Origin of the sequence: Pseudomonas marginalis (genome assembly GCF_900105325.1) — a bacterium.
GTDB lineage: Bacteria > Pseudomonadota > Gammaproteobacteria > Pseudomonadales > Pseudomonadaceae > Aquipseudomonas > Aquipseudomonas marginalis.
Genome location: NZ_FNSU01000003.1, coordinates 3351444 through 3371498, shown reverse-complemented (window position 1 = coordinate 3371498; position 20055 = coordinate 3351444). Strand labels below are relative to the sequence as shown.

Below are 20055 nucleotides of genomic sequence, written 5' to 3'. Positions count from 1 at the left end.
ACGCTGGTTAAGCCGAAAACGCTGTTCATCGGCCTGGCGCTGTTATGCCTGTTGGCGACCTGGCTCTCGTTGGCGTTGGGCCCGGTAAGCTTACCGTTGCTGGATACGCTCAAGGCGGCATTGCGCTTGATGGGCGTGCCGATAGAGGCGCACGGCCTGGAGCAGGCTGAGTTGATCCTGGGGCAGATTCGTTTGCCGCGTACGTTGCTCGGTTTGGCGGTTGGCGGCGTATTGGCATTGTCCGGCGTGGCCATGCAAGGGTTGTTTCGTAACCCGCTGGCCGATCCGGGGTTGGTCGGGGTTTCCAGCGGGGCGGCACTGGGGGCGGCAATCGCCATTGTCGGCGGTGCATTTTTTGGTGGGTTACCGGAGGCATTCGGGCCTTATGTGCTGTCGCTGTGCGCGTTTCTAGGCGGGCTGGGCGTGACCGCGCTGGTTTATCGACTGGGGCGTCGTAACGGTCAGACCAATGTGGCGACGATGCTGCTTGCCGGCATTGCCCTCACTGCACTGGCAAGCTCGGCGGTGGGCCTGTTCACCTACCTGGCGGACGACGCCACCCTGCGTACCCTGACGTTCTGGAACCTTGGCAGCCTCAACGGCGCGAGCTATTCGCGGTTATGGCCCTTATTGCTGGTCAGTGCCGGTGTGGCGCTCTGGTTGCCGCGCCGGGCCAAGGCATTGAATGCGCTGTTGCTCGGTGAATCCGAAGCCAATCACCTGGGAATTGATGTTGAAGGGCTCAAGCGCGAGTTGGTGTTCTGTACCGCATTAGGTGTAGGTGCTGCGGTGGCTGCGGCGGGCATGATTGGTTTTGTCGGGCTGGTGGTGCCGCATCTGGTCAGGTTGCTGGCCGGGCCTGATCACCGCGTGCTGCTGCCGGCGTCGATATTGGCGGGCGCGAGTTTGTTGCTGTTTGCCGACTTGGTTGCGCGACTGGCCTTGGCACCGGCTGAATTGCCGATTGGTATCGTGACTGCGTTTATTGGCGCGCCGTTTTTTCTTTACCTGTTGTTACGGGGGCGTGCCTGATGCTGCGTGTTGAAGACCTGCAGATCCGGCGTGGCCACAAGGTCGTGCTGGCGGACGTCACTCTGGAGTTGCTGCCGGGTGAAGTGATCGGTGTGCTGGGTCCCAATGGCGCGGGTAAGAGTACGTTGCTGGGGGCGTTGTGCGGTGAGTTGCATCCGGATCAGGGCGAGGTGTGGTTGGGGCAGCAGGCGTTGAAAGACTGGAGCGGACCGCAGCGCGCGCAGCGGCTGGCGGTGTTGCCACAAACCTCGACCCTGGACTTCGCGTTCCGTGTCGAAGAGGTGGTCGGCATGGGCCGTTTGCCCCACCAGGCGGGGCGTGTGCGCGATGATGAAATTATCCACGCAGCCTTGCTGGCGGCAGACGTCGCACACTTGAAAGGTCGCAGTTACTTGGCGCTGTCTGGCGGCGAGCGTCAACGTGTGCACTTCGCGCGGGTGCTGGCGCAACTATGGCCAGGTGAGTCGGGGCAGACATTGCTGCTGGATGAGCCGACATCGATGCTGGACCCCCTGCATCAGCACACGACCCTGCAAGCGATCCGCCGCTTTGCCGATCGTGGTGCAGCGGTGCTGGTGATCCTCCATGACCTGAACCTGGCTGCGCGCTACTGTGATCGCATTTTGCTGCTGGAGCAGGGCCGTCCCCACGCCTTGGATACACCGGCGCAGGTGCTGCGGCCCGAGCCGCTTAAGGCCGTGTTTGGTTTGGAAGTATTGGTTCAGCCGCACCCGGAGCGTGGGCATCCGTTAATCATTGCTCGCTGAGGCGTGCTTTTTCACAGGCAAAAAAAGACCCGGCAAAAGCCGGGTCAAATAACCGTGATTAGCCTGATGAGGAGATAATCTGAGAGTCCGAACCAATGGTCTTTCAGTTATCGGCTGATCTCGCGACCAGTTGTGATAATCATAACGATTCTCATTTGAGAGTCAACAGTTGTTTTTGAAGGATCTGCGGTTTTCCTCAAACGTCCGTTCGAAGTGCGCGTAAACATTGGGCCTTGCCGACGACCTAGCTCTTCTGACGCGCTGAAATGGCATCCAGCTGGCGGTTCAACGCCTCCTTACGCTCGACCGGAATGTCATTCCAGTGCACGTCCATCAGGGCCCCTTCGATCGCATAGAGCAACACTTTTGATGCGCGAAACCCGCGAGTCCTGACGGCTCGATACGCATCGACCGCTCCCAGGCGACGCAAGTCGGATGCACTGTGGATGCCCACCGCATGCAGCCACTGCGCTGACGTCTTGCCAAGGTTTTTCAGGTGTTGCAGCTCATCGTTCATCAAGCCTCCTTGCGACGGCCGAATGGTGCGGTGGGTATCGTGACCAGGCAGGCCTGAACAGCAGTGTAGCGCTCAGTAGGAAAAGCGTAGTTCTTTGGTCCGAAACGGCCAAAAAGCTTATAAGAATGGCGCGGGGATTTTGACGCTGGGCAGGCGTGAAGCACCCGCTACGCGTTGCGCGTAGTCGGGCTTGGATCGAATGTTACTTGGTGCGGTAGCGCAGGCGAGTGCCGAAATTGACCGACATGAGGATCTCATCGGCAGTCAATTCAGGCGGGAAGTAGGTGCCCGAAATCTGCGCATGGGCCAGGCTGGCGCCTTCCATTGAGCAGTCGCGCAAATCCAGGCCGCGCAAGTCGGCGGAGCGGAAATACGCGTCGGTGAAGTCCACGCCGGTGGCGTTCAGGTCGCGCAAGTCCAGCCCACGGAAGTCGCCGCCGCGCATGTCGATAATGCCGCCTGCCGGGCGTGCCTGATTGAAGCCACGAATATCGTCTTTATGCAGGAGTGCGTAGAGCGGTGTATCTAGAAGCTTGGGCTGACTCATGAAAACGACTCCTGTTGGATTTATGACGCCATTATAGTGCCACTATTTCTTGGGCGTGCGTCCAAGTAGACGACACGCCCAAGAAATTTTTCTTACAGGCCTGGCAGGCGCTGGCGAATTTGTGCGACCAACGCATCGAGGGTTCCACTTTGGTTGGTCTCGACGCGTTTACTCAGCAACAGTTCTTCGGCGGTCAGTGGGTCACGGTTGGCCTGTTGTTCTTCGATAACGCTCAGGGTCGCGTCGGATGGATCGTTTTTGTCGGCCTGACGTTGCGCCAACCAACTGGTGATAACCGCCTGTGGCGCGTTGCAGTCCAGGATCAGGAACGGCGCCCCCGTGGCTTCGGCCACCTTGGCTGCGGCGTCGCGTTGTTCGCGTTTGAGGAAGGTGGCATCCACTACTACCGGGAAGCCGGCGCGCAGCACGGTATCCGCGATGTCATTCAAGCGAGCGTAGGTCCTGGCGCTGGCGTCGGATGCATAGATGCCGGCCTGGGGCGTGTTTTCCACCTGCTGCTCGCCGAACATGCGCTTGCGCTCCACGTCCGAGCGCAGGCGTACAGCGCCCAATGCTTCCACCAGGCGCATGGCCACGTGGCTTTTGCCCACTGCCGAGACGCCATGGGTAATTGCCAGGAAGCGCGATGGAATGGTGCTGTAGCTTTCTGCCAGGTTGGCGTAGTTGCGGTATTGGCGCAGGGTCGTGGCGCGCTGCACCGGGCTTGCCTCGCTCGGCATGCTGAACAGCGCCACCTTGGCACGTACCAGGGCGCGGTAGGCTTTGTAGAAGTTCAGCACTTCAAGGCCCTGATAGTCACCGGTCAGTTCCAGGTACTGGCTGATAAAGCGCCGCGCCAGGGACTTGAGGCCGCGGTCTTCCAGGTCCATGGCCAGGAAAGCGGTGTCGGCGTACACATCGGTGAAGCGAAACGGCTCGTTGAACTCGATGCAGTCGAAGATCACCACGTTGCCGTCAATCAAGGTGGCGTTGCCGAGGTGGATGTCACCGTGGCACTCGCGGGTGAAACCGTCGAGCTTGCGCTGTGCCAGCAGCGGTTTCAGGCGCTCGAAGCTGCTTTCGGCCCAGGCTTGCAGGGCTTCCAGTTGAATCAGGTCGGCCTTGTCGCTGAGGAATGGGCGGATCTGGTCGAAGTTCTGCCGTACCGGCGCCATCACTTCATCGGGGGTGCCGGCCGCGTGGTCCTGCGGCACTTTTGGTGCGGCGAGGTGAAAGCGTGCGATCTGCCTGGCCATTTCATCGATGTGCGTGGCGGTCAATTCGCCATTGGCTTGCAGGGTGCTGAGCAGTTGGCTTTGCGGGAACTGACGCATCTTCAGGGCATATTCGATCACCGGGCCGTCGCCACCCAATTGTGGGGCTTCGGCAGTGCCGGTAATCGGCAACACTTCCAGATACAGATCCGTTGTCAGGCGTTGGTTGAGGCGCAGCTCTTCGTTGCAGAAGTGCCCGCGTTTCTCCAGGTCGGTGAAGTCCAGGAACCCGAAGTTCATCGGTTTTTTCAATTTATAAGCGTAGGGGCCGGTCAAGATGACCCATGAAATATGCGTTTCGATGACTTGGAACGCTTCAACCGGATGAGGGTACAAAGCCGGGTTTTGCAGGGCTGCGATCAGTGACTGGCTCACGGGCGATCCTTCAGAGTCGGGGGGAAATCATGGCGCGCATTATGGCTGCTACGGGCGGTCGTGCAAACCGCTGTCCGGCTCATGTTGATCATCAATAAAGTGCGTATAATCCGCCGCCATGACTCGAACCCGATCTCCCCGTTCCCGTAAAAAACCTCCTTCCCGCGGCCTGCGCTCGTGGCTTGGCTGGGCGCTCAAGCTCGGCCTGGTAGGCCTTGTGGTGCTCGCTGGCTTTGCGGTCTACCTCGACGCTGTGGTCCAGGAGAAGTTCTCCGGCAAGCGCTGGACTATCCCGGCCAAGGTGTACGCACGCCCGCTGGAACTGTTCACCGGCCAGAAGCTGAGCAAGGATGACTTCCTCACCGAACTCGACGCCCTGGGCTATCGACGCGAACCCGTGAGCAATGGTCCGGGGGCGGCTGCGGTCAGCGGCAACACCGTCGACCTCAATACCCGCGGCTTTCAGTTCTATGAAGGCCTGGAGAAAGCCCAGCCTGTGCGCGTGCGCTTCTCCGGCGACTACGTGGCCGAACTGTCCTCCCTTAACGGTTCGAAGTTGCCGGTGGTACGCCTGGAACCGCTGATGATCGGCGGGATTTACCCGAAGAACCTTGAAGATCGCATCCTGATCAAGCTTGATCAGGTGCCGCCGTATCTACTGGAAACGTTGGTGGCTGTAGAGGACCGCGACTTTTATAGTCACTGGGGCGTTTCGCCGAAGTCGATTGCCCGTGCTGTCTGGGTGAATACATCCGGAGGCAGGATGACCCAGGGCGGCAGTACGCTGACCCAGCAGTTGGTGAAGAACTTCTACCTGACCAACGAGCGCAGCCTGACCCGTAAGCTCACCGAAGCCATGATGGCGATGCTGCTCGAGCTGCACTACAGCAAGCAGGAGATCCTTGAGGCGTACCTCAACGAGGTATTCGTCGGCCAGGATGGTCAGCGCGCGGTGCACGGCTTCGGTTTGGCCAGCCAGTTCTTTTTCGGTCAGCCGCTGTCGGAGTTGAAGCTGCATCAAGTGGCCTTGTTGGTGGGCATGGTCAAGGGGCCTTCCTACTACAACCCGCGTCGCAATCCGGAGCGTGCGCTTGAGCGCCGTAACCTGGTGCTCGATGTGCTTGAACAGCAAGGCGTTGCCACGGCGGAACAAGTGGCCGCGGCGAAGAAAATGCCACTGGGTGTGACAACCCGCGGGAAGTTGGCGGACAGTTCATTCCCAGGCTTTATCGATCTGGTAAAGCGCCAGTTGCGTGAAGACTACCGCGACGAAGACTTGACCGAAGAAGGCCTGCGGATCTTCACCAGTTTCGACCCGATCCTGCAGATGAAGGCAGAAGCGTCGGTCAACGACACCTTCAAGCGCCTGACGGGCCGTAAGGGCGCCGACGAAGTAGAAGCCGCCATGGTGGTGACCAACCCGGAAACCGGTGAAGTCCAGGCCATGATCGGCAGCCGCCAGGCCAGCTTTGCCGGTTTCAACCGCGCACTGGATGCCGTGCGGCCGATCGGCTCGCTGGTCAAGCCGGCGGTCTACCTGACGGCGCTGGAAAAGCCGAGCAAATACACCCTCACCAGCTGGCTGTCGGATGATCCACTGTCGGTCAAAGGAGGGGACGGCCAGGTCTGGACGCCGCAGAACTTTGATCGCCGCTCCCACGGCACGGTGTTCCTGTACCAGGGCTTGGCCCATTCCTACAACATTTCCACGTCCCGGCTCGGCTTGGAGGTTGGCGTGCCGAATGTCCTCAAGACACTCGCGCGCCTGGGCATCACCCGCGAATTCCCGGCTTTCCCGTCGATTCTGCTGGGTGCCGGTGCCATGACGCCGATTGAAGTGGCGACCATGTACCAGACCCTCGCCAACGGTGGCTTCAACACCCCGATGCGCGGGATCCGCAGTGTACTGACGGCGGAGGGGGAGCCGCTCAAGCGCTATCCTTTCCAGATTCAGCAGCGTTTCGATGCGGGCTCCATCTATCTGATCCAGAACGCCATGCAGCGTGTGATGCGTGAAGGTACCGGCAGCTCGGTCTATAAAGTCTTGCCTTCCAACCTGACACTGGCGGGCAAGACCGGTACCAGTAACGACTCCCGTGACAGCTGGTTCGCCGGTTTCGGCCAGGATGTGCTCGCCGTGGTGTGGCTGGGCCGTGACGACAATGGCAAGACACCATTCACCGGCGCCACTGGCGCATTGCAGGTCTGGACCAGTTTCATGCGCAAGGCCGACCCGCTGCCGCTGAACATGCCGCAGCCGGATAACATCGTGCAGGCCTGGATTGATCCGCATACCGGCCAGGGCTCCGATGCCAACTGTCCGGGCGCGGTGCAGATGCCGTATATTCGCGGCAGCGAACCACCAGCCGGTGCTGCGTGCGGTGGCGGAGCCCCTGCAGATGCGGAATCGGTGATGGATTGGGTCAAGGGCTGGATGAATTAAGCAAAGAGGGTTTCAAGTGAACAAGTGGTGGATTCCAGCTATTACAGCTCTGGCTTTGCTCGGCGGTTGCTCCAGCGTGCAGCGCGGCTCTATTCCTGTGGTGGATTCGAGTACAGCTGTCTCCAATAATGACCGGATATCGGCCAATGGCGGTTTCCGCCAAACCGTGACCAACCGTCCGGCCCAGGCCAGGCCTCAGGCCGTGCCGCAGGATTCGGGTGTGGTCGTGATGGTGCCGGGCGGCGGTGCAGCTACCTCGGCGCCAATCAGTGCCGAGCCTTGGACGCCTGGGCCAAGCACCTCCGGGCCGATCGATTCCGCGCCGATGCAGACCGCGCCGATCAACCAGGGTACCTACACCATGCCGTCGACGCCGAGCGGCATTCCATCGTCCTCCAGCGCTGGCGGTTTGTCAGCCGACGAGCAATTGGATGGCCCGGTGCTGGCGTTGCTGACCACTGCCCAGCAACAGCAGGCGGGGGGGATTTGAATGGTGCATCGTCGAGCCTTGAGCGGGCCCAGCGTGTTGCGCCCCGTGAACCGCAAGTGTTGTATCGCCTTGCCCAGGTACGCATGGCCCAAGGCGATGCGCCGCAGGCTGAGCAATTTGCCCGTCGTGGCCTGACCCTGGCCAACGGTCGTCCTGATCTGCAAGCCAGTCTGTGGGCTTTGATTGGTGATGCGCGCGCCGCACAAGGTGACGCCGCCGGCGCTGCCCAGGCTCGGCAAAAAGCCAAGGTCAGCCTCTGATGGATGCTCGGTTTCCAGCGATTGCCGAACAGTTATTGCTGATCGAGCGCGAATTGCGCGTGCAGGGCTGGTGGGACGAAGTGTCCCCCAGCACCGAGGCGCTCAGCAGCGTCGAGCCGTTTGCGGTCGACTCACTGGACTTCCACCAGTGGTTGCAATGGATCTTCCTGGTGCGCATGAAACAGATTCTCGAAGAGGACCTGCCGTTGCCCAATGCGTCAGGCATTCTCGAAATGGCCGAGATGGTCTATGCCGATCGGCCTCAGGAGAGTCTTGGTTTACGTAACGCGCTGAAAAAGTTCGATCAACTGATCGTCGACGCTCGTTAATTGCCTGGCTGCCGGTTTTTCCGGCAGTCTTGCGCATATTTCTACCGCTTGACGACATTCAGGCGAGTTTTATCCCTCCTCAAAGCCCTTTCTTCTACGTTCTCATGCGCTTAGTTGGAAAAAAGCGCAATTATTGCTTGACTTGAGAGGCCTGAAACAGAAGAATCCAAAGTCCGCTGTATCGGGACTGCCAGAAGCAGGCCCGCTCAGCAGATCATGAGGCGCACATCCGCGCCGACCTGTTACACCCGCAACGCGTTACCTCGCGCTGGGTGGGAAAAGCCCGCAACACTTGGGACGATCCCAATACTTGCTCAGTCAGTGCTGACGTAGTCGGCGACCACCGTCGCTCATGCTCTGTTGAGAAGTAAACCTATTAAGACCCGTCGGTTTTAAACGGACGGTATTCTGGCGTTTTAGAGGTGAACAACGTGGAGCTTTTATCTGGCGGTGAGATGCTCGTCCGCTTTTTGCGTGACGAAGGCGTCGACTATATCTACGGGTACCCAGGTGGTGCTCTGCTGCATGTTTACGACGCACTGTTCAAGGAACCGGCTGTTACCCACATCCTGGTTCGTCACGAACAGGCCGCGACCCATATGGCTGACGGTTATGCCCGTGCCACCGGTAAAGCCGGTGTGGTACTGGTAACGTCCGGTCCAGGCGCAACCAATGCCATTACTGGCATCGCGACTGCTTATATGGACTCCATCCCGATGGTGATCATTTCCGGCCAGGTGCCAAGCACCATGGTGGGGACCGATGCGTTCCAGGAAACCGACATGATCGGTATCTCCCGGCCGATCGTGAAACACAGCTTCATGATCAAGCATGCCTCGGAAATTCCGGACGTCATGAAAAAGGCCTTCTACCTCGCGCAGTCCGGTCGCCCGGGTCCTGTCGTGGTCGATATCCCGAAAGACATGACCAACCCGGCTGAAAAATTCGAATACGTTTTCCCGAAGAAAGCCAAGCTGCGTTCCTATAGCCCGGCCGTTCGTGGGCACTCGGGCCAAATCCGCAAGGCGGCAGAAATGCTCCTGGCGGCCAAGCGTCCCGTGTTGTACTCGGGTGGTGGCGTGATCCTGGGCGGCGGTTCTGCACCGCTGACCGAACTGGCCAAGCTGCTCAACCTGCCGGTCACCAACACCCTGATGGGCCTCGGCGCATTCCCGGGTACGGACCGTCAGTTCGTGGGCATGCTGGGCATGCACGGCAGCTACACCGCCAACCTGACCATGCACCATGCCGACGTGATCCTGGCAGTGGGCGCACGTTTCGATGACCGCGTGATCAATGGCGCGAGCAAGTTCTGCCCGAATGCCAAGATCATCCATATCGACATCGACCCGGCGTCCATCTCCAAGACCATCAAGGCCGACGTGCCGATCGTAGGTCCTGTTGAAAGTGTATTGACCGAAATGGTTGCTGCGCTCAAGGACATCGGTGAGACGCCGAACAAGGAATCCGTTGCCAGTTGGTGGAAGCAGATCGACGAATGGCGCGGTGACCGCGGCCTGTTTCCTTACGACAAGGGTGACGGCAGCATCATCAAGCCACAAACCGTGATCGAGACCCTCTGCGAAGTGACCAAGGGCGACGCCTTTGTGACCTCCGATGTGGGCCAGCACCAGATGTTCGCCGCGCAGTATTACAAGTTCGACAAGCCTAACCGCTGGATCAACTCCGGTGGCCTGGGCACGATGGGCTTTGGTTTCCCAGCAGCTATGGGTGTGAAACTGAGTTTCCCGGACTCTGACGTCGCCTGCGTCACCGGTGAAGGCAGCATTCAGATGAACATCCAGGAACTGTCGACGTGCCTGCAGTACGGTCTTCCGGTGAAAATCGTGTGCTTGAACAACGGTGTGCTGGGTATGGTTCGTCAGTGGCAGGACATGAGCTACGGTAGCCGTCACTCCCATTCCTACATGGAATCGCTTCCGGATTTCATCAAGTTGGTTGAAGCCTATGGCCACGTCGGCATTCGCATCACTGATCTGAAAGATCTGAAGCCGAAGATGGAAGAGGCGTTCGCCATGAAGGACCGCCTGGTGTTCCTCGATATTCAAGTGGATACCAGCGAGCACGTCTACCCGATGCAGATCAAAGACGGCTCCATGCGCGATATGTGGCTGAACAAGACGGAGCGTACTTAATCATGCGGCACATTATCTCCCTGCTTCTGGAGAACGAACCCGGCGCTCTGTCTCGTGTTGTCGGCCTGTTTTCGCAACGCAACTACAACATCGAAAGCCTGACCGTGGCACCGACCGAAGACCCGACCCTGTCGCGCCTGACGTTGACCACCGTGGGCCACGATGAGGTGATCGAGCAGATCACCAAGAACCTCAACAAGCTGATCGAAGTGGTCAAGTTGGTCGACCTGTCGGAAAGCGCCCACATCGAGCGCGAGCTGATGCTGGTTAAGGTTAAGGCCACGGGTGCTCAACGTGCCGAGATCAAGCGCACTACCGATATTTATCGCGGGCAGATCGTCGATGTGAGCGCCAGTGTTTATACCGTTCAACTGACCGGTACGAGCGACAAGCTGGACAGCTTCATCCAGTCGATCGGGACGGCCTCGATTCTGGAAACGGTACGCAGTGGTGTCACCGGGATTGCCCGTGGCGACAAAGTACTCAGCATCTAACCCAAATTAGCGAATGGCCTTACGGCCTGGATATATAGAGGAACCTCATGAAAGTTTATTACGATAAAGATTGTGACCTGTCGATCATCCAGGGCAAGAAAGTCGCCATCATCGGCTACGGCTCCCAGGGGCACGCGCAAGCTTGCAACCTGAAAGACTCCGGCGTTGACGTGACTGTTGGCCTGCGTAAAGGCTCGGCCACCGTTGCCAAAGCCGAAGCTCATGGCCTGAAAGTGACTGACGTTGCTTCCGCCGTTGCTGCAGCCGACCTGGTCATGATCCTGACCCCGGACGAGTTCCAGTCCGCGCTGTACAAGAACGAAATCGAGCCGAACATCAAAAAGGGCGCCACCCTGGCCTTCTCCCACGGCTTCGCGATCCACTACAACCAGGTTGTACCGCGCGCTGACCTCGACGTGATCATGATTGCGCCGAAAGCACCGGGCCACACCGTACGCTCCGAGTTCGTCAAAGGCGGTGGTATCCCTGACCTGATCGCGATCTACCAAGATGCTTCGGGCAATGCCAAGAACGTTGCGCTGTCTTACGCTGCCGGCGTAGGTGGCGGTCGTACCGGCATCATCGAAACCACCTTCAAGGACGAGACCGAAACCGACCTGTTCGGCGAGCAGGCCGTTCTGTGCGGCGGTACCGTTGAGCTGGTTAAAGCCGGTTTCGAAACCCTGGTTGAAGCTGGCTACGCGCCGGAAATGGCCTACTTCGAATGCCTGCACGAACTGAAGCTGATCGTTGACCTCATGTACGAAGGCGGTATCGCCAACATGAACTACTCGATCTCCAACAACGCCGAATACGGCGAGTACGTGACTGGCCCGGAAGTGATCAACGCCGAGTCCCGCCAAGCTATGCGCAACGCCCTGAAACGTATTCAGGACGGCGAGTACGCCAAAATGTTCATCAGCGAAGGTGCTACCGGCTACCCTTCGATGACCGCCAAGCGTCGTAACAACGCTGCTCACGGTATCGAAGTCATCGGCGAGCAACTGCGCTCCATGATGCCGTGGATCGGTGCCAACAAGATCGTCGACAAAGCCAAAAACTAAGTCGTACGTATCAACAGAAAACGCGGCTTAGGCCGCGTTTTTTCGTTTGAGGGGCGGGTTCTGGTATAAAGCTGCATCGTTTGCGGGCGAACACTCGCCGCAAGTATTGGTCGAATTTTTTTCACACCGTTGCAAGGTAAAGTCCATGAGCGAACGTCCCGAAGAGCCAAGCCAGGCTTCTGACGCCGAAAGCCTGCTACCGATCGATGAACATGTCGAAGAAGGGCATGACGCTGAAGGCCGTAAGGTCCGGCATCGTGGCATCTATTTGCTGCCCAATCTGTTCACTACGGCAAATCTGTTTGCCGGGTTCTATTCCATCATCAACTCAATGAGTGCCCAAAGTGCCCTGGCGGCGGGTGATGCGGCGAGCGCCAGCAAGTATTTCGGCTTTGCTGCCATCGCAATCTTTGTGGCCATGGTGCTGGACGGCCTTGATGGTCGCGTGGCGCGCATGACCAACACCCAAAGCGCCTTCGGTGCCGAGTATGACTCGCTATCGGACATGGTTGCCTTTGGTGTTGCGCCTGCACTGCTGGCCTTCGCCTGGGCGCTGGGGGACATGGGCAAGGTTGGTTGGATGGTCGCCTTCATCTATGTCGCGGGTGCGGCGTTGCGTCTGGCGCGCTTCAATACCCAGGTGGGTACTGCTGACAAGCGTTACTTCATTGGTCTGGCCAGTCCGGCGGCAGCGGGCGTGGTCGCGGGTATCGTCTGGGCGTTCAGTGACTACGGCATCCAGGGTTCAAAAATGTCGTTCCTGGTGGCGTTGATGGTTGCTGCGGCCGGTATGCTGATGGTCAGCAACATCAAGTACAACAGCTTCAAGGAGCTTGATCTCAAAGGGCGTGTGCCTTTCGTGGCGATCCTGGCAGTGGTATTGGTGTTCGCGGTGGTCTTCAGTGATCCTCCTCGGATCCTGCTATTGGCCTTCCTGGTCTACGCCGCTTCGGGGCCGATTCAGTACTTGCTGCATATGCGTCGGGACAAAACGTTGCCTTAATGTAATTTCCCCCATACTCCGCAGTCTATTGGTGCATCAGTTCTCCAATGCTGCGGAGTTGCCATGTTAATCAAATTGCCCAAAGCGTCCGATTGCCAAGAATCGGATGTCACGCCTGAATCCTTCTACCTTTCTCGCCGTAGCTTGCTCGGTGGTGCGCTTGCCAGCATTGCTGCCAGCAGCCTGCCGCGTTGGGCCAGTGCTGACGAGGCCGCGCGTTATCCCGATGTTGAGCCTGGCAAGGCGCCCAATTGGTTTGCCGAAAAATTGCCGGCAACGAAATGGCAGGCGGTGACGGTCAAGGATGAGCCCATCACCCCGTTCAAGGACGCAACCCACTACAACAACTTCTACGAGTTCGGTACAGACAAGGGCGATCCCGCGAAAAATGCGGGCTCGCTCAAGACCGAGCCCTGGAGTGTGGTGATCGATGGTGAGGTCGCAAAGCCGGGGCGTTACGCCCTTGAAGACTTCATGAAGCCCTATCAATTAGAAGAGCGGATCTACCGTTTACGCTGTGTCGAGGCGTGGTCGATGGTCATCCCGTGGATGGGTTTTCCGATCTCTGCCTTACTCAAGCAGGTTGAGCCGACCTCCAAGGCCAAATACATCCGCTTTGAAACCCTCCAGGATGCCAAGAGCATGCCTGGGCAGCGTTCGAGTTTTGGCTTGATCGACTGGCCTTATGTAGAAGGGCTGCGTCTGGATGAAGCGATGAACCCTTTGGCGATTCTGGCCGTTGGCATGTATGGGCGCGAGTTGCCCAATCAGAACGGTGCACCGTTACGTCTGGTCGTACCTTGGAAGTACGGTTTCAAGAGCGTGAAATCCATCGTGCGTATCAGTCTTGTAAGCGAGCAGCCCAAAACCACTTGGCAGAGTATCGCGGCGGATGAATATGGCTTCTATGCGAATGTGAACCCTACGGTGGATCATCCCCGCTGGACCCAGGCGCGGGAGCGTCGTCTGCCAAGTGGGCTGTTCAGTCCCAATGTGCGTGAGACGCAGATGTTCAATGGCTACTCGGATGAGGTCGCCTCTTTATATACAGGCCTCGATCTGCGGAAGAACTACTGATGCGTTACCCCATCTGGCGCATTGGCGTTTTTATAGCTGCGGCAGTGTGGCCGTTATTATGGCTGTATGAGGCATGGAGTTTTGCCTTGGGGCCGGATCCGGGCAAGGTGCTGGTTGATCGGCTTGGCCTGGGTACCCTGATCCTCTTGCTGATTACCCTTGGAATGACGCCGCTGCAGAAACTGAGCGGTTGGGCGGGGTGGATCGCGGTGCGCCGGCAGCTTGGATTGTGGTGCTTTGCTTATGTAGTGGCGCATTTAGCGGCTTACTGTGTGTTTGTCCTGGGGCTGGATTGGTCGCAATTGGGTGTGGAGCTGCGTAAGCGGCCCTACATTATTGTGGGGGCGCTGGGGTTCTTGTCTTTGTTTGTGTTGGCGGTGACTTCTAATCGCTATAGCCAACGCCGACTGGGTAGTCGCTGGAAGAAGCTGCATCGGCTGGTGTATGTGATTCTTGGGCTTGGTCTGTTGCACATGCTGTGGATCGTGCGAGCTGATCTGAAGGAATGGGCTATCTATGCTTCTATAGGTGCGTTGCTTCTGGTACTGCGTGTACCGCCAGTGGCGCGCCGAATCCCCCGACTTATTACTAAAAAAGCACCCACTGCAACAAAAGCGTAATTAACGCTTGACCGCAGATTGTAGACGTCTATAATTCGCCCCACTTCCGGCGCAGTCGAAACGCAAAACTCCTTGGTAAACAAAGAGTTATGCAGAATAAGGCAGCGGATTGCTTCAGTTCATCGAAGCCCAGAAGAAGTTGGTAGGGTCGTGTTGTTTGACGCTATTAACGATTCGATCTTCTCGGTCGAAAGCGGAGAAAAAGAGGTGTTGACAGCAGCGTGTAACGCTGTAGAATTCGCCTCCCGCTGATGAGAGATCGGAAGCGCAAGTGGTTGAAGTTGTTGAAGAAATCTTCGAAAGCTTCTGAAAATAATCACTTGACAGCAAATGAGGCTGCTGTAGAATGCGCGCCTCGGTTGAGACGAAAGCTCTTAACCAACCGCTCTTTAACAACTGAATCAAGCAATTCGTGTGGGTGCTTGTGGAGTCAGACTGATAGTCAACAAGATTATCAGCATCACAAGTTACTCCGCGAGAAATCAAAGAATAACCAACGATTGCTGAGCCAAGTTTAGGGTTTCTTAAAAACCCAAAGATGTTTAAACTGAAGAGTTTGATCATGGCTCAGATTGAACGCTGGCGGCAGGCCTAACACATGCAAGTCGAGCGGTAGAGAGAAGCTTGCTTCTCTTGAGAGCGGCGGACGGGTGAGTAATGCCTAGGAATCTGCCTGGTAGTGGGGGATAACGTTCGGAAACGGACGCTAATACCGCATACGTCCTACGGGAGAAAGCAGGGGACCTTCGGGCCTTGCGCTATCAGATGAGCCTAGGTCGGATTAGCTAGTTGGTGGGGTAATGGCTCACCAAGGCGACGATCCGTAACTGGTCTGAGAGGATGATCAGTCACACTGGAACTGAGACACGGTCCAGACTCCTACGGGAGGCAGCAGTGGGGAATATTGGACAATGGGCGAAAGCCTGATCCAGCCATGCCGCGTGTGTGAAGAAGGTCTTCGGATTGTAAAGCACTTTAAGTTGGGAGGAAGGGCCATTACCTAATACGTGATGGTTTTGACGTTACCGACAGAATAAGCACCGGCTAACTCTGTGCCAGCAGCCGCGGTAATACAGAGGGTGCAAGCGTTAATCGGAATTACTGGGCGTAAAGCGCGCGTAGGTGGTTTGTTAAGTTGGATGTGAAATCCCCGGGCTCAACCTGGGAACTGCATTCAAAACTGACTGACTAGAGTATGGTAGAGGGTGGTGGAATTTCCTGTGTAGCGGTGAAATGCGTAGATATAGGAAGGAACACCAGTGGCGAAGGCGACCACCTGGACTGATACTGACACTGAGGTGCGAAAGCGTGGGGAGCAAACAGGATTAGATACCCTGGTAGTCCACGCCGTAAACGATGTCAACTAGCCGTTGGGAGCCTTGAGCTCTTAGTGGCGCAGCTAACGCATTAAGTTGACCGCCTGGGGAGTACGGCCGCAAGGTTAAAACTCAAATGAATTGACGGGGGCCCGCACAAGCGGTGGAGCATGTGGTTTAATTCGAAGCAACGCGAAGAACCTTACCAGGCCTTGACATCCAATGAACTTTCCAGAGATGGATTGGTGCCTTCGGGAACATTGAGACAGGTGCTGCATGGCTGTCGTCAGCTCGTGTCGTGAGATGTTGGGTTAAGTCCCGTAACGAGCGCAACCCTTGTCCTTAGTTACCAGCACGTGATGGTGGGCACTCTAAGGAGACTGCCGGTGACAAACCGGAGGAAGGTGGGGATGACGTCAAGTCATCATGGCCCTTACGGCCTGGGCTACACACGTGCTACAATGGTCGGTACAGAGGGTTGCCAAGCCGCGAGGTGGAGCTAATCCCAGAAAACCGATCGTAGTCCGGATCGCAGTCTGCAACTCGACTGCGTGAAGTCGGAATCGCTAGTAATCGCGAATCAGAATGTCGCGGTGAATACGTTCCCGGGCCTTGTACACACCGCCCGTCACACCATGGGAGTGGGTTGCACCAGAAGTAGCTAGTCTAACCTTCGGGAGGACGGTTACCACGGTGTGATTCATGACTGGGGTGAAGTCGTAACAAGGTAGCCGTAGGGGAACCTGCGGCTGGATCACCTCCTTAATCGACGACATCAGCTGCTCCATAAGTTCCCACACGAATTGCTTGATTCATTGAAGAAGACGATAAAGAAGCAGCCCGAAATTGGGTCTGTAGCTCAGTTGGTTAGAGCGCACCCCTGATAAGGGTGAGGTCGGCAGTTCGAATCTGCCCAGACCCACCAATTTTGTGTGGGAAACGCCTGTAGAAATACGGGGCCATAGCTCAGCTGGGAGAGCGCCTGCCTTGCACGCAGGAGGTCAACGGTTCGATCCCGTTTGGCTCCACCACTACTGCTTCTGCGTTATGAAAGCTTAGAAATGAGCATTCCATCAGTATGATGGTGAATGTTGATTTCTAGTCTTTGATTAGATCGTTCTTTAAAAATTTGGGTATGTGATAGAAAGATAGACTGAACGTTACTTTCACTGGTAACGGCTCAGGCTAAGGTAAAATTTGTGAGTGGCTCTTAATTGAGTATGATCGAATTTTCGGCGAATGTCGTCTTCACAGTATAACCAGATTGCTTGGGGTTATATGGTCAAGTGAAGAAGCGCATACGGTGGATGCCTTGGCAGTCAGAGGCGATGAAAGACGTGGTAGCCTGCGAAAAGCTTCGGGGAGTCGGCAAACAGACTTTGATCCGGAGATGTCTGAATGGGGGAACCCAGCCATCATAAGATGGTTATCTTACGCTGAATACATAGGCGTAAGAGGCGAACCAGGGGAACTGAAACATCTAAGTACCCTGAGGAAAAGAAATCAACCGAGATTCCCTTAGTAGTGGCGAGCGAACGGGGACTAGCCCTTAAGTGGCTTTGAGATTAGCGGAACGCTCTGGAAAGTGCGGCCATAGTGGGTGATAGCCCTGTACGCGAAAATCTCTTAGTCATGAAATCGAGTAGGACGGAGCACGAGAAACTTTGTCTGAATATGGGGGGACCATCCTCCAAGGCTAAATACTACTGACTGACCGATAGTGAACTAGTACCGTGAGGGAAAGGCGAAAAGAACCCCGGAGAGGGGAGTGAAATAGATCCTGAAACCGTATGCGTACAAGCAGTGGGAGCCCACTTTGTTGGGTGACTGCGTACCTTTTGTATAATGGGTCAGCGACTTATTTTCAGTGGCGAGCTTAACCGAATAGGGGAGGCGTAGCGAAAGCGAGTCTTAATAGGGCGTCTAGTCGCTGGGAATAGACCCGAAACCGGGCGATCTATCCATGGGCAGGTTGAAGGTTGGGTAACACTAACTGGAGGACCGAACCGACTACCGTTGAAAAGTTAGCGGATGACCTGTGGATCGGAGTGAAAGGCTAATCAAGCTCGGAGATAGCTGGTTCTCCTCGAAAGCTATTTAGGTAGCGCCTCATGTATCACTGTAGGGGGTAGAGCACTGTTTCGGCTAGGGGGTCATCCCGACTTACCAAACCGATGCAAACTCCGAATACCTACAAGTGCCGAGCATGGGAGACACACGGCGGGTGCTAACGTCCGTCGTGAAAAGGGAAACAACCCAGACCGTCAGCTAAGGTCCCAAAGTTATGGTTAAGTGGGAAACGATGTGGGAAGGCTTAGACAGCTAGGAGGTTGGCTTAGAAGCAGCCACCCTTTAAAGAAAGCGTAATAGCTCACTAGTCGAGTCGGCCTGCGCGGAAGATGTAACGGGGCTCAAACCATACACCGAAGCTACGGGTATCACGTAAGTGATGCGGTAGAGGAGCGTTCTGTAAGCCTGTGAAGGTGAGTTGAGAAGCTTGCTGGAGGTATCAGAAGTGCGAATGCTGACATGAGTAACGATAATGGGTGTGAAAAACACCCACGCCGAAAGACCAAGGTTTCCTGCGCAACGTTAATCGACGCAGGGTTAGTCGGTCCCTAAGGCGAGGCTGAAAAGCGTAGTCGATGGAAAACAGGTTAATATTCCTGTACTTCTGGTTATTGCGATGGAGGGACGGAGAAGGCTAGGCCAGCTTGGCGTTGGTTGTCCAAGTTTAAGGTGGTAGGCTGGAATCTTAGGTAAATCCGGGATTCTAAGGCCGAGAGCTGATGACGAGTTAACTTTTAGTTAACGAAGTGGTTGATGCCATGCTTCCAAGAAAAGCTTCTAAGCTTCAGGTAACCAGGAACCGTACCCCAAACCGACACAGGTGGTTGGGTAGAGAATACCAAGGCGCTTGAGAGAACTCGGGTGAAGGAACTAGGCAAAATGGCACCGTAACTTCGGGAGAAGGTGCGCCGGTGAGGGTGAAGGACTTGCTCCGTAAGCCCATGCCGGTCGAAGATACCAGGCCGCTGCGACTGTTTATTAAAAACACAGCACTCTGCAAACACGAAAGTGGACGTATAGGGTGTGACGCCTGCCCGGTGCCGGAAGGTTAATTGATGGGGTTAGCTAACGCGAAGCTCTTGATCGAAGCCCCGGTAAACGGCGGCCGTAACTATAACGGTCCTAAGGTAGCGAAATTCCTTGTCGGGTAAGTTCCGACCTGCACGAATGGCGTAACGATGGCGGCGCTGTCTCCACCCGAGACTCAGTGAAATTGAAATCGCTGTGAAGATGCAGTGTATCCGCGGCTAGACGGAAAGACCCCGTGAACCTTTACTATAGCTTTGCACTGGACTTTGAATTTGCTTGTGTAGGATAGGTGGGAGGCTTTGAAGCGTGGACGCCAGTCTGCGTGGAGCCAACCTTGAAATACCACCCTGGCAACTTTGAGGTTCTAACTCAGGTCCGTTATCCGGATCGAGGACAGTGTATGGTGGGTAGTTTGACTGGGGCGGTCTCCTCCTAAAGAGTAACGGAGGAGTACGAAGGTGCGCTCAGACCGGTCGGAAATCGGTCGTAGAGTATAAAGGCAAAAGCGCGCTTGACTGCGAGACAGACACGTCGAGCAGGTACGAAAGTAGGTCTTAGTGATCCGGTGGTTCTGTATGGAAGGGCCATCGCTCAACGGATAAAAGGTACTCCGGGGATAACAGGCTGATACCGCCCAAGAGTTCATATCGACGGCGGTGTTTGGCACCTCGATGTCGGCTCATCACATCCTGGGGCTGAAGCCGGTCCCAAGGGTATGGCTGTTCGCCATTTAAAGTGGTACGCGAGCTGGGTTTAGAACGTCGTGAGACAGTTCGGTCCCTATCTGCCGTGGACGTTTGAGATTTGAGAGGGGCTGCTCCTAGTACGAGAGGACCGGAGTGGACGAACCTCTGGTGTTCCGGTTGTCACGCCAGTGGCATTGCCGGGTAGCTATGTTCGGAATAGATAACCGCTGAAAGCATCTAAGCGGGAAACTAGCCTCAAGATGAGATCTCACTGGGACCTTGAGTCCCCTGAAGGGCCGTCGAAGACTACGACGTTGATAGGTTGGGTGTGTAAGCGCTGTGAGGCGTTGAGCTAACCAATACTAATTGCCCGTGAGGCTTGACCATATAACACCCAAGCAATTTGCGTCGAAAGGCCAGATTGCGGTGTGTGAAGACGCAATGAACCGAAAGTTCGAGATCTTACAAAACACCGACAGCTGTCACATACCCAATTTGCTGAAGCG

13 protein-coding genes, 2 tRNA genes, 2 rRNA genes and 1 pseudogene are annotated in these 20055 nt (G+C 56.5%); 15 read left to right on the top strand and 3 right to left on the bottom strand.

Going from position 1 to position 20055, the window contains the following annotated elements:
• Positions 1–48 precede the first annotated feature (48 nt).
• The gene (locus BLW22_RS24845; protein ID WP_162844277.1) at positions 49–1032 is read left to right on the top strand and encodes a FecCD family ABC transporter permease; all 984 of its coding nucleotides are present in this window, start codon (positions 49–51) and stop codon (positions 1030–1032) included.
• Positions 1032–1799, top strand: coding sequence for a heme ABC transporter ATP-binding protein (locus BLW22_RS24840; protein WP_065925295.1), 768 nt, complete (start codon positions 1032–1034; stop codon positions 1797–1799). The genes BLW22_RS24845 and BLW22_RS24840 overlap by 1 nt, the downstream gene beginning before the upstream one ends.
• Positions 1800–2043: 244 nt before the next feature.
• Here BLW22_RS24840 and BLW22_RS24835 read toward each other — a convergent pair whose 3' ends face one another.
• The 3 genes from BLW22_RS24835 to BLW22_RS24825 all read right to left on the bottom strand — a co-directional run bounded on the left by BLW22_RS24835 (position 2044) and on the right by BLW22_RS24825 (position 4512).
• Positions 2044–2316: a TfoX/Sxy family protein gene (locus tag BLW22_RS24835; protein ID WP_027605391.1), complete on the bottom strand. Its 273-nt coding sequence runs from the start codon at positions 2314–2316 to the stop codon at positions 2044–2046.
• 202 nt (positions 2317–2518) lie between these two features.
• Positions 2519–2863 (bottom strand): pentapeptide repeat-containing protein, encoded by a 345-nt coding sequence (locus tag BLW22_RS24830; protein ID WP_065925294.1) that lies wholly within the window; start codon positions 2861–2863, stop codon positions 2519–2521.
• A gap of 92 nt (positions 2864–2955) precedes the next feature.
• Positions 2956–4512: a bifunctional aminoglycoside phosphotransferase/ATP-binding protein gene (locus BLW22_RS24825; RefSeq protein ID WP_065947699.1), complete on the bottom strand. Its 1557-nt coding sequence runs from the start codon at positions 4510–4512 to the stop codon at positions 2956–2958.
• 118 nt (positions 4513–4630) lie between these two features.
• On the opposite strand from BLW22_RS24825, the gene mrcB reads away from it, so the two are divergent.
• The 13 genes and pseudogenes from mrcB to BLW22_RS24755 all read left to right on the top strand — a co-directional run bounded on the left by mrcB (position 4631) and on the right by BLW22_RS24755 (position 19936).
• The gene (gene mrcB / locus BLW22_RS24820) at positions 4631–6955 is read left to right on the top strand and encodes a penicillin-binding protein 1B (protein ID WP_074847619.1); all 2325 of its coding nucleotides are present in this window, start codon (positions 4631–4633) and stop codon (positions 6953–6955) included.
• Between the two features lie 16 nt (positions 6956–6971).
• Positions 6972–7705: pseudogene (locus tag BLW22_RS24815) on the top strand (tetratricopeptide repeat protein).
• On the top strand, positions 7705–8034 hold the full coding sequence (locus BLW22_RS24810; protein WP_065925290.1) for a YqcC family protein: 330 nt from the start codon (positions 7705–7707) through the stop codon (positions 8032–8034). Before BLW22_RS24815 ends, BLW22_RS24810 begins: the two are co-directional and overlap by 1 nt.
• Positions 8035–8465: 431 nt before the next feature.
• Positions 8466–10190, top strand: coding sequence for an acetolactate synthase 3 large subunit (locus tag BLW22_RS24805; protein ID WP_065925350.1), 1725 nt, complete (start codon positions 8466–8468; stop codon positions 10188–10190).
• A 2-nt stretch (positions 10191–10192) separates the two neighbouring features.
• Positions 10193–10684 carry an acetolactate synthase small subunit gene (ilvN, locus tag BLW22_RS24800; protein WP_003176102.1) on the top strand — a complete coding sequence of 164 codons (492 nt, stop codon included), beginning with the start codon at positions 10193–10195 and terminating at the stop codon, positions 10682–10684.
• 47 nt (positions 10685–10731) lie between these two features.
• On the top strand, positions 10732–11748 hold the full coding sequence (ilvC, locus tag BLW22_RS24795) for a ketol-acid reductoisomerase (RefSeq protein WP_003176099.1): 1017 nt from the start codon (positions 10732–10734) through the stop codon (positions 11746–11748).
• A gap of 145 nt (positions 11749–11893) precedes the next feature.
• A complete protein-coding gene (gene pssA / locus BLW22_RS24790; protein WP_027605398.1) occupies positions 11894–12751 on the top strand; it encodes a CDP-diacylglycerol--serine O-phosphatidyltransferase in 858 nt (285 codons plus the stop codon).
• A gap of 63 nt (positions 12752–12814) precedes the next feature.
• Positions 12815–13828 carry a protein-methionine-sulfoxide reductase catalytic subunit MsrP gene (gene msrP / locus BLW22_RS24785; RefSeq protein WP_065925289.1) on the top strand — a complete coding sequence of 338 codons (1014 nt, stop codon included), beginning with the start codon at positions 12815–12817 and terminating at the stop codon, positions 13826–13828.
• Entirely contained in the window at positions 13828–14448 is a 621-nt protein-coding gene (gene msrQ / locus BLW22_RS24780) for a protein-methionine-sulfoxide reductase heme-binding subunit MsrQ (protein ID WP_065925288.1), read from the top strand. The genes msrP and msrQ overlap by 1 nt, the downstream gene beginning before the upstream one ends.
• 544 nt (positions 14449–14992) lie before the next feature.
• Positions 14993–16529, top strand: a 16S ribosomal RNA gene (locus tag BLW22_RS24770).
• A gap of 83 nt (positions 16530–16612) precedes the next feature.
• A tRNA-Ile gene (locus tag BLW22_RS24765) sits at positions 16613–16689 on the top strand.
• Between the two features lie 30 nt (positions 16690–16719).
• A tRNA-Ala gene (locus tag BLW22_RS24760) sits at positions 16720–16795 on the top strand.
• A 249-nt stretch (positions 16796–17044) separates the two neighbouring features.
• A 23S ribosomal RNA gene (locus BLW22_RS24755) occupies positions 17045–19936 on the top strand.
• The 16S and 23S rRNA genes sit together here with 2 tRNA genes alongside, the layout of an rRNA operon.
• Positions 19937–20055: the final 119 nt, after the last annotated feature.